Source organism: Pseudogemmobacter sp. W21_MBD1_M6, from assembly GCF_052119585.1.
In the GTDB taxonomy this organism is placed as follows: Bacteria; Pseudomonadota; Alphaproteobacteria; order Rhodobacterales; family Rhodobacteraceae; genus JBGQOJ01.
On record NZ_JBGQOJ010000043.1, the window covers coordinates 1 to 9,890 of the forward strand.

General features: G+C 58.0%; 5 protein-coding genes and 1 pseudogene. All 6 read right to left on the minus strand.

Annotation, left to right across the window (positions count from 1 at the left end; all coding sequences use genetic code 11):
- Window positions 1-767 precede the first annotated feature (767 nt).
- Window positions 768-1,978 (minus strand): annotated as a pseudogene (locus ACEN2R_RS20105) (IS91 family transposase).
- Window positions 1,979-2,394: 416 nt separating this feature from the next.
- Window positions 2,395-6,498: a CheR family methyltransferase gene (locus ACEN2R_RS20110; RefSeq protein WP_442044624.1), complete on the minus strand. Its 4,104-nt coding sequence runs from the start codon at window positions 6,496-6,498 to the stop codon at window positions 2,395-2,397.
- A gap of 888 nt (window positions 6,499-7,386) precedes the next feature.
- Window positions 7,387-8,064: a hypothetical protein gene (locus tag ACEN2R_RS20115; protein ID WP_442044626.1), complete on the minus strand. Its 678-nt coding sequence runs from the start codon at window positions 8,062-8,064 to the stop codon at window positions 7,387-7,389.
- Window positions 8,061-9,089: a helix-turn-helix domain-containing protein gene (locus ACEN2R_RS20120; protein WP_442044628.1), complete on the minus strand. Its 1,029-nt coding sequence runs from the start codon at window positions 9,087-9,089 to the stop codon at window positions 8,061-8,063. The genes ACEN2R_RS20115 and ACEN2R_RS20120 overlap by 4 nt, the downstream gene beginning before the upstream one ends.
- A complete protein-coding gene (locus tag ACEN2R_RS20125; protein ID WP_442044630.1) occupies window positions 9,086-9,517 on the minus strand; it encodes a VRR-NUC domain-containing protein in 432 nt (143 codons plus the stop codon). The genes ACEN2R_RS20120 and ACEN2R_RS20125 overlap by 4 nt, the downstream gene beginning before the upstream one ends.
- Complete coding sequence (locus tag ACEN2R_RS20130) at window positions 9,514-9,792, minus strand: hypothetical protein (protein ID WP_442044632.1); 279 nt, start codon at window positions 9,790-9,792, stop codon at window positions 9,514-9,516. The genes ACEN2R_RS20125 and ACEN2R_RS20130 overlap by 4 nt, the downstream gene beginning before the upstream one ends.
- Between the last annotated feature and the right edge of the window lie 98 nt (window positions 9,793-9,890).

Sequence of the window (9,890 nt, forward strand, 5' to 3'; positions counted from 1 at the left end):
CACAGGTGGCCGGATACCCCGGAACAGGTGGCCGGATGTTGTCGGAATGGATGGCCGGATCCTCCGGAATACGCAGGGCATTGTTCACTGGTGTCGCGAAGTGCAGATAGCGGCCGTTACGACTGTGCGCTGCGAATGCACGCTCTGCCCGCGGCCTATTAGTTCGATTTCATCGCAGCGAAAGGACGGTTTGGAAATGCGTGATTTTGCCCCCTCAAATGGCCGCTCTGGTGAAATTCGCTACACAGCCGAATAGGCTCTGCTGCACATGCGAAGAAATGCTGCGTTAGCAATAGCTGCACATGCAAACGGCTGGTTTGTCCGCTTCTCGGACGCCAGACGGTGCCGCGCGCTACTCGACCACATCGCGAGGCGTCCGAGAAACCTACAGCATAGCGGTCCTCTATGTAAGGCGCAGCGAAAGTCCGGTCTACTGAGGGTTTTTCGATGCAGGCCGTGGCGCAACAGGGCTGCCAGGAGATGGGGGCCCGCGTTGACAAACCTCGGAAGGACGAAGCCGCGGGGGCCTTGGTGAGACTATGGGTAAAGCGGGCTGACGGTCGATGCGACGGCTGTTCCGGCGGATCGTTTGGCGTTTTTCACGGCGGTGGATCCAAGGGGATCGCGTACCTTTGACCCTATTATACCAGTCGTGTCTTGTTGGGTCGCCGTGGTGAGCGTTGCTCCAGATCGATTGGCGCACCTTGATTGTGCCGGTGCTGCATGATGCAGCCAGCATAGGTTAATGATCTCTGATCGGCGATAGGTCATGCGGTCTGCTCCCTTGGTGGTGCGCGTGACATCGGTTTCTGCCCACGACGGAAGATCTCGATGATCCGCATGGGGCCGCCGCAGCAGGGGCACGGTTCGCGCAGCGTGAGAGGGGTGACGTCCGGCTCAGTGTCTTGAACATGAACATCTGCCTGACCTGGCAGCTGGACGCAGAGCAGCGCGCGGATTTTGGTAAGATTGGTTTTGCGGCCACCACTGGCCAATAGACCGTAGTGGCGGATGCGATGGAACCTTTCAGGCAGGACGTGGATCAGGAAGCGGCGGATGAACTCGGGCGTGGCAAGCCGCATGATCTTCTGGCGATCGCGGTTCTTGACGCGGTAGTCCTTCCAGCTGAACGCGGCGGTGTTGCCATCAGCGCTGACGAGGCGGTGGTTCGAGATCGCCACCCGATGTGTATAGCGGCTTAGATAGGCGAGCACGGCCACAGGGCCGCCGAAGGGAGGTTTGGCATAGACCACCCATTCGGATTTGCGGAATGGGGCCAGCCACTCTGTAAAAGCCTCTGCTTGCGCCAGGTGCTCCAAATCAGCGAAGAAGGCGAGATCTCCAGCCTAGTGCAGCGCCAGCAGCCCGTCCAGAAAGAGGCGCCGGAATAAGCGCGACAGTACCCGCACATGTAGAAAGAACCCTGGCTTGCACGCGACCCATCGGTTACTATACTATCCGGAAATAAGCCTCCACCGGGCACGATCATGTGGATGTGCGGATGGTGGGTCATTGCCGAACCCTAGGTGTGCAAGACGCTGGTCAGGCCCACCTTCGCGCCCATCCTTTTGGGGTCGGCGGCGATGGTCATGACCGTTTCCGCCGACGCTTTGAACAGCAGCCCATACACTGCCTTCTTGTTCCAATAGGCGATCTGCGCGATCTCGGCGGGCAGCGTGAAGACGACGTGGAAATACTCCACGGGCAGAAGGTCCTCGGCGCGGGCTTCCATCCAGTCACGTGCAGCTGGCCCCTGACACTTGGGGCAATGCCGGTTCTTGCAGCTGTTGTAAGCAATGTGGTGGTGGCCACACTTGGTGCAGCCCGCCACATGCCCGCCAAGCGCCTCGGTCCGGCAGGCTTCAATCGCCGACATAACCTTCAGCTGGGAGAGGCTGACATGTCCCGCATTGGCCTGCCGCCACGCAGGGCCGTGTGCGCGGAATATGTCAGCGATCTCCAGCTTGGGCCGGGGCACTGGCCCTGGCTAAACTGGCTCGCTTTTGGCTTGGTGGATTCTTGACTAAACCACTCAAGAATCCACCTTGAGAGCCAGTTTTATGCGTCCAACCCATTGTAATTGAGTCACTTTATTTTGGCCGCCGACCAAGGTGGCTTCCAAGTGGATTCCCCGGTGAAAAAGCCACGCGCTAGCGAACTGGCGCGCCAAGCCCCCCCGTATACACAAAGGGCGAGGGAGGAACCATGGGAGGGGGGGCGAGTTCGACACAGGTGCCGAACGCTGCCCAAGAGTGTTGTTAGCCTCTTCTTCCCTTACAGAGTTGCCCGAACATGCCCCCATAGAGACGGCGGAATAGCGGATAAGCTTAGCGTCATATCCAGCGCGACAAGCAAAGAAATGCTCGTCGCTCACTTAGCATGAACAGCACCGCTTCAGACCTCACCACTGCTGTGCTGATCGATCTCCTGAACGAGGAGGTCAACCTTCGCACCTGACTTGCTCATGACGTCCTCAATCCAGTCGAGAGCCTCGTCCAAAGCTTCGATGTCCCCTGCGTGAATCAATCCCTCGAACTTACGGAGTGCTATGGAAAGCGTCTTAGCACCGAGTATATCACTTACACCGACGAGCTTGTGAATCAGACGACCGGCGTTGTAGGTATCGCGCTTGCCGATCAGCACCGCCAACTTTAGCCGGGTCTCTTCGATCTCGGCTGAAAATTTCTTTAGTGAGCGCATTAGCAGTGTGCCACCGTCAATTTCGCGCAGATACGCCAATCCATCAGGGTCGAAGTCCTCCGTTGTAGCCGACGCGGGCACGAGTGCAGTGAACGCAGGCGCGAGCGGCGCAAGGCCCCGCGTCACGGCTGCAAGTTGCTGAAGGTCGAGCGGCTTGCGAAGGCAAGCGTCAAAAGCAAGATCGCTCAGCATCATTGCGATCTCGGGGGATTGGTGCGCGGTAACAGCGATAATCCACGCCTGAGCGGAAGGTCCACCACCGCGACGGATGCGGTCAGCTGCCATGTCCCCATCTAGCCGTGGCATTTTCAGGTCCATCAGGATCATGTCGAACTCCTCGGCCTCTGCAAGCGTAACTGCAATTTCACCGTCTGCTGCCTCAGTCGGGAGCATGCCGATGCGGGTTAGTTTCGCACAAGTTAATTGCCGGATCATTTCATGATCCTCGGCGACCAGTACCCTGAGTCCGGCCAAAATAGCTGCGGGGTCGTTTTGCCAATGATCGGAGGGAAGCACCTTGTTGTCCGCCTCGGGCAGCGTTACCTTCAGCCAGAAACGTGAGCCCTTGCCAAGCGTGCTTTCTACGCCGACCTCGCCATCCATTGCACTCGCCAGCCTGCGGCATATGGCGAGACCCAAACCTGTACCATCCAGAGTTGTTCCATCTCGCTCAAGCATGCCAAAATCGCGAAACAGCCGCGGAATGTCTCCGGAGGCGATGCCGCAGCCGTTGTCCGTGACAGAAAATGTTACCGTCAAGCCTTTGGGGCCAGTAACGCCTGGAGTTGCCGACAACAGTACGCTACCGCTTCGCGTTGCCTTCACTGCGTTGGTGGCGAAGTTTAACATAACCCTTTGCAATGACATCACATCGCCTAGCAGCATAGGCATTGGGTCGATATGTACTCCGACCTCTGTCTCGTTACGATCTGCCGCTGGGCGGACAAGATCGACCACCTGCGTGAGCAATACTTTCGGGGTAAAGGGCTCCGGCCGCAACACCGCCTCGCCCGAGCTCAGTCGGGCCAACTCCAATACATCGTCGATCAGGCGCAGCATCCCATGACCAGCCTCATTGAGGCGGTGAAACATCAAATCCAGATCTTCATTTCGCATGCCTTTGTGAAACAAATCCAGCGTGCTCAGAAGCGCAATCAATGGTGTACGCAGATCATGAGCTAGCACTGCCATCAATCGGGATTTCCGGGCATCCGCAGCGCGCACCTCCGTCATCAGCGTCGCCTGATTGGAGGCTTCGGTAATCAGAATTGCGCGCTGATCTTCGGCATGAGCAAGGGTGGTGACGTCAACAAAGGTGACCACGACCCCGGTGACCATCCCCTCGTCAAAATACGGGGCCGATCGCACCAAATAATGACTTAGATCCCCATTTGAGGGCATCCGATGCTCGACCGGATTACCCGTTTCGAAAACTTCACGGATGTCCTGTTTCAGCATGGGATATCTGAGCGCGATGGCCAGTTCTGTCAGTGGGCGGCCGATGTCAGAGCTGCGAAGATTGAAGAACGTCGATGCCGCCGGAATAAAGTTGTGGATCGTCATGTCTCTGTCCAGAAAAATACTGGAAACACCTGTCGCATCGTACAAGTTGCGCAAATCTGTATTCGCCCTGTCGAGTTCTTTAACCCTGTCGTTCAACTCTGCATTGACGCTGTTTAGTTCTTCGATCAATGACTGTAATTCTTCCTTCGAGGCTTGTAATTCCTCGTTTGCTGACTGCGCCTCCTCGTTGAGTGAAACCAGTTCCTCATTCGCATTATTCAGTTCTTCCAGCGTGGTTTCGTACTTTTCGATTGTCACGCACAAACGCTCATGCATTTCGCGCAATTCGTGTTTAGAGGCCTCCGCATCTGGTTGCCCGGCTTCGGTGTGGCTGACCTCTGCCTTGCCTCTTCGCAGCTCGTCAACAGGGTGGAAGACGATTAGAAACATCGGCTCACCCCCCTCACTATTGTTTAGTGGCTCTACCGTCATGTAAACGTTCAACGTGGCTTCGCCATCTGACATAATCGAATGTCGACGCGCAGGTCTGTTGTTTTCCAGCGACTCACGCAGCGCAGATCGCAAATCCTGCCGTAATTCACGCCGCACGATCTCATACAACTGTTTGCTGGGGGCACCGTGCGGTGTGTCGAAATACGGCCGGGTCCGCGCCGAGAAAAAGACTATGTCACCTTCACTGTGGACCACGACATGCGCGGGGCTGTGGCGTTCCATGATCTGACGTTCGGCCCTCTGACGTACCCGGTGACTGGTCATGCGCTGCGGCAGGTCATTTTTTTCAAAGTGCGATCTTGCAGCCTGCATCTCTTCCAGGGGGATAGGCATGCGGATGCGTCTGTCGCCGAGGTCGAGACTCTGAAAAATCCGATGCTTCTTGTCGATCGCTGAAAACAGATTCTCATATTGACCCAGACGCTCTGAACTGCCGAGAAACAGGAACCCGCCCGGCTTTAGTGCATAGTGAATTGTCGAAATTACGCGCTGTTGTAGTTCTGATCCAAGATAGATCAGAAGATTTCGGCATGACACTAGATCAATATTGGAAAACGGAGGATCGCTGATCAGGCTATGGGCCGAAAAGATACACATCTCGCGGATTTCGGGCAAAAGAACGTAGCTGGCTCCATCTCTCCGGAAGAAGCGCGCTTTGCGTTCATCTGATACGTTCTTGAGTAAAGGGCCCGGATAGCGCGCAGCCCGGGCCACGGTGAGCGCAGGCGCATCAATGTCGGTTGCGAAAATCTGAGGCGTTAGGTGGGAGGACAGCTTGTCCATCTGTTCGCGGATCAGGATGGCCAGCGAATAGACCTCTTCACCAGTGGCACAGCCAGGTACCCAAACCCGTAAGGTATCATTCGCGCCGCGATTAGTAAGAAGGGATGGTATGACATGCAAGTTCAAGGCGTTGAAGGCGTCTGCATCCCGAAAGAAATCGGTGACGCTGATGAGCAGATCGCGAAATAGCTCCATCACCTCGCTTGGGTCCTTGCGCAGCCGCTCAAGATAGGCACCAGTGGTCGTGGTCTGGGTGACCTGCATCCGCCTGGCAACCCGCCGGAAGAATGTTTTGCTTCTATAACCTGCAAAATCTCGACCCGAGTGATCGCGCAACAATTGTGAAATCTCGTCTTGCATGCGTCTTTGTTCTGTCTCCGAAGTTGTCGGTTCTTCGTGCAGCAGTTGAACGCTAAGCGCCGCCGCCTTTTGCACTTTAAGCAGCGTCGAGGGCATCTCTTCAGCAGACAGAGCAAAATCAACCGCCCCGCTCGCAATCGCGCTTTCTGGCATTTCCGGGTTGTCAGGCCCGGTTCCATTCGCAACTTGGGCAAATGTGATGCCGCCATATTTCTTGATCACCCGCAACCCAAGCGTACCGTCGCCATCCCCCCCGGACAGGACGATTCCGACGGCCCGCTCTTGCTGGTCAATGGCCAGCGCGCTGAAGAACACATCGATCGGTTTGCGTTCGCGGTGCGCGGGGTCAACTTCAAGCAGTCGAAAAATCCCATCTCTGATCGACAATACAACATTTTCGGGCATGACATGCACAATCCCAGCGCGGACTGGGTCACCATCCTTTATCACCTCGACAGGGAGCGTCGTGTAGCGGCGCATCACATCATGTAGCCTGCTTTCACGGTCCGGGCTGAGATGAGTTACGATAACAAAGGCCAGATCAGGGTCATCTGGAATTTTGCTGAAAAAAGCCTGTAAAGCATGTATACCCCCAGCGGACGCGCCAAGGCCGACAACGAGTGTGGTTTGCTGCTTCATCCGTCAACTCGCATGCAGAGTATCGTACAGTTTTTATGGAGGCTCACGCTTCTCAAGTCAAACAGTACGGAGACCGGGTAAAAACCTGCGAGCGTGGCAAACGCTCCCGTCTGCGCTAGAGAAGATTCAGGCATACTTGGTTGTTGTTTCAAAACATGGCATGCAAGATCTTCTATTGCAGGCACATCCACCTAGGGCCGGTGTGCGCTTGAGGGAGCCCAAATCGCCAGGGGGCTGATTTAATGTTTTCAGATGGGAGGTCGCTTTGACCCGAATGTCGTTGAACGACATGTAGCGGGCAATAATCGCCCCAAATTGCCTTGGCTGGGAATGTAATACCTGCAGGACTGGTCCTGACTTTTTCTGTATCTCGACTTCATTATTCTATCCCTGTCAGCGATCTTGGCCGAGGTTGCTGACGGGGTTGTGTTTGGCCTTAGAGGCTTGTGGCGTTGACTAAGTTTGCTGGCGTGTCATCACCATCTCTCCTCATCGTAGCAAACATTGATCACAGGGAACGTTAAACAGAAGGGCGAGAGGGGAATGTCAGTAATCGTGTTGGTTTTCCTTCGGCACGACAAAAACAGCCGATATTAGCTCTCCTGTCTCGTGGGAGAAGCCATATGCAAAAACCTGCGCCCGCACAGTTGCTAGCCGATTTACTGAAGACTTTCGCTAATCTTCCGCCGACACAAATCGTAAAGGTGGAGGTCGAACGCGCCACCGCGCGCCGACGAGCAGAAACCGTGGTTGAAATCGACGCCATGGGTCAAGGGAGTGCCTGCCCACGGTTCCCACCTTTGCAAGTACCGCGTTCCGCGTATTCCTGCCGATTGATGTTGCGATGATGTTCAAAGCGTCAAGCCAATTGTTTTTTTGCGAAGGCGCTCAGTGAGCGGACCAAGGTTTTACCTTCGGCATCACCGCCGTCACCTGCACCTCCCTAAGCATCGCGCCTGCCACCAATCCATCCCGCACCCAATCCAGCGCCGCCCACCAATCGTCATAGCCACGCCGGGCGGATGCGATCTGCTCGGGATGGGGGAGCCAGATGACGGGACACGCTAGCACCTCTACCATTCGCCACTTTCCGCGAACCAGCACGCGTTCTGTCCCAATCACCTCGGTGACGGCCCGGACCCCGTGCTGGTTCTCGCGGGTCTCCCGCGGCACACAACGCGGCACGGCACCTGGCATCCAATCGGGGGTCATTCCGGCGCGAGCCAGCTCTGCCACGCGCAGGGCCATGCGGATCCCGCCATGACTGTCGGGCATCCCGGCCACGGTGGCTGCGATGACTTCGGCGTCCTCGTGGACATAGCCGCCCATCTTGTGCTGCCCGCCATCGACCTTGCAGCCCAGGGCGGCGCGTTGCATCAGGACGTATTCCAGCCCGAAGCCGCGACTTTCCTGACCGTCGTCCTGTCGCGGCGGCAGCTCAAGCTGGGCTTTCTCGACCCGGAAGGCCCATTCGAGGGCCGCCTGCACGCCCAGCGCGCGTTTGGTCTTGCCGCCTGCGCCGGGCTTCGCCCGCATGCCGGGCAGTCTGCGATCAAACTGGCTCATAGCACACCCCGCAGACGCAGCTGTTCCGGCGTGACCAGTTTGCGTGCCAGCATCAATCCGCACATGGCGCTGCTGACGGCATTGGCGGGCAGGAAGGCGTCGGAATTGACCATCCCGGCGTAGAACGCCGCCAGTTGGTCATCACTGGGACGGGGAGCTGCATCGCGCTTGCGCTGTCGCTTGGCTGTTCGGCCGCTGGCTGTGGTTTGGTTTGTCGCTTCGGCGTCACGCCGTGCCGCGCGTTCCATCGCCCGATCAAGCGCCTTGGGCCCATCGGGCGGGGCAGGGTGCGTATCACGGGTCTTTCGAGCAACCTCGATGATCTGATCCTCGGACATGCCCAGATCATCGATCCAGCGCTGCACATGCAGCCGAGCCGGCCAGCCCTGCCACCAGGCGGGCAATGCCCCGTCGGCATCGATGCCCAGCGCTTGCAGCAGCTCGCCAAAGAAATCATCAAAACCGGTTTCGCGCCCTCGCGCGTCCTCCTCCTCCTTTACTGGTTCCCTTAAAGGTTCTCTTACAAGGTTAGTGTCCGGATTTCGGACACGGCTTTGGCCATTTTCCGGACACGGGTCGGGGTCAAAATCGGACACGGGTCGCTCTGCAATCCCGTGTCCAGTTTCCGGACATGGATCGGGCTGATTGGCTGACTCCACGCAAGAACTCGGATCCTCCGACGCCATGCCATCCAATGGCAATGCGCCGTGTCCGGTTTCCGGACACGGGTTCGGATCATGCGGGGTAAAGCCGGGCTCGAAGCCCAAGATATAGCGTGTGGGCATCTGCCGTTTGGTCATGGGGTGAATGCGCGGCACACGGCGCAACAATCCGGCCGCTTCCAGCTGACCAAGATGGTCATTCAAGGTCGAGCGACTGATCTCGCAATCATGCGCCAGCCGCTCTTGCGACGGGAAACAGCCGTAATCGGGATTGAAGCGATCACACAGATGCCAGAGCACGATCTTGGTGGTGGGCTTGAGCCCGCGGCGCTGGATTGCCCAGTTGGTGGCGGCGTGGCTCATGGCACGACCCTCCGCAAGTCTACGCCTGTATCGCACCGGGCACGGGGCGTGTCGGTCTGCACGACACGCGTGGTAAATCCGTGATCGGCCAGAGCGCCAAGCGCATCGTCGAGGCTGCGCACCAGCGCCCAGCCAAAGCCCAGCGCCAGCACCGCATCGCGAAACCTCTCCTGTGCGGGGCTGAGCCGTCCCTTGGCACTCTTCAGCTCCAGAAACAGCACACGCCCACCGCAGAGCACAATCAGATCGGCAAAGCCCGCATGCACGCCCATGCCAACCAGGATCGCCTGGCGCTTGGCACCGCGCGGGCCTGGCTCGGTGACCTCGTTGGCGCAGTGATGAATGATGGCCGTCTTCGGCAGGGCGAAGCGCAGCGCGGTGACTACGGCGCGCTGCAGATCCGCTTCGGGTGTGCCGCGCCGCTTCATGGCTCCACCTCCGGGTTCTGCCGGCGTTGATTGCCGCGCCCAGGGGTCTTGGCCTCCAGCACCACCAGAAGAATGCGGGCATCCTCGCGTTCCTCGGGCGTCTCGCCATGGCGCGCCAGCACATCACAGGCAATCCGGATCAGGTGATCGGAATGGTGGATGACGTCGGCCATGACGATGCGGGCCTCGCGCCGCCGCTCGTCAATCCAGTCCGCGCGCGCCTCATCACGTTCAGCGCGCTGGTTCCGTTTGCGGAAGGGCAGGGGGATGCTCATCGGTACGCCCCCACACGCCGAGGGTTCGGCATCTCCTGCTGCGTCAGCCAGTCTTGAACCGCATCGCGCCGGTAATAAACCTTGCGCCCGGCGCGCAC

Coding starts and splice junctions, on each gene's coding strand:
- ACEN2R_RS20110 (WP_442044624.1), bottom strand. CDS start 6,498: ATGAAGCAGCAAACCACACTCGTTGTCGGCCTTGGCGCGTCCGCTGGG.
- ACEN2R_RS20120 (WP_442044628.1), bottom strand. CDS start 9,089: ATGAGCCACGCCGCCACCAACTGGGCAATCCAGCGCCGCGGGCTCAAG.
- ACEN2R_RS20130 (WP_442044632.1), bottom strand. CDS start 9,792: ATGAGCATCCCCCTGCCCTTCCGCAAACGGAACCAGCGCGCTGAACGT.
- ACEN2R_RS20125 (WP_442044630.1), bottom strand. CDS start 9,517: ATGAAGCGGCGCGGCACACCCGAAGCGGATCTGCAGCGCGCCGTAGTC.
- ACEN2R_RS20115 (WP_442044626.1), bottom strand. CDS start 8,064: ATGAGCCAGTTTGATCGCAGACTGCCCGGCATGCGGGCGAAGCCCGGC.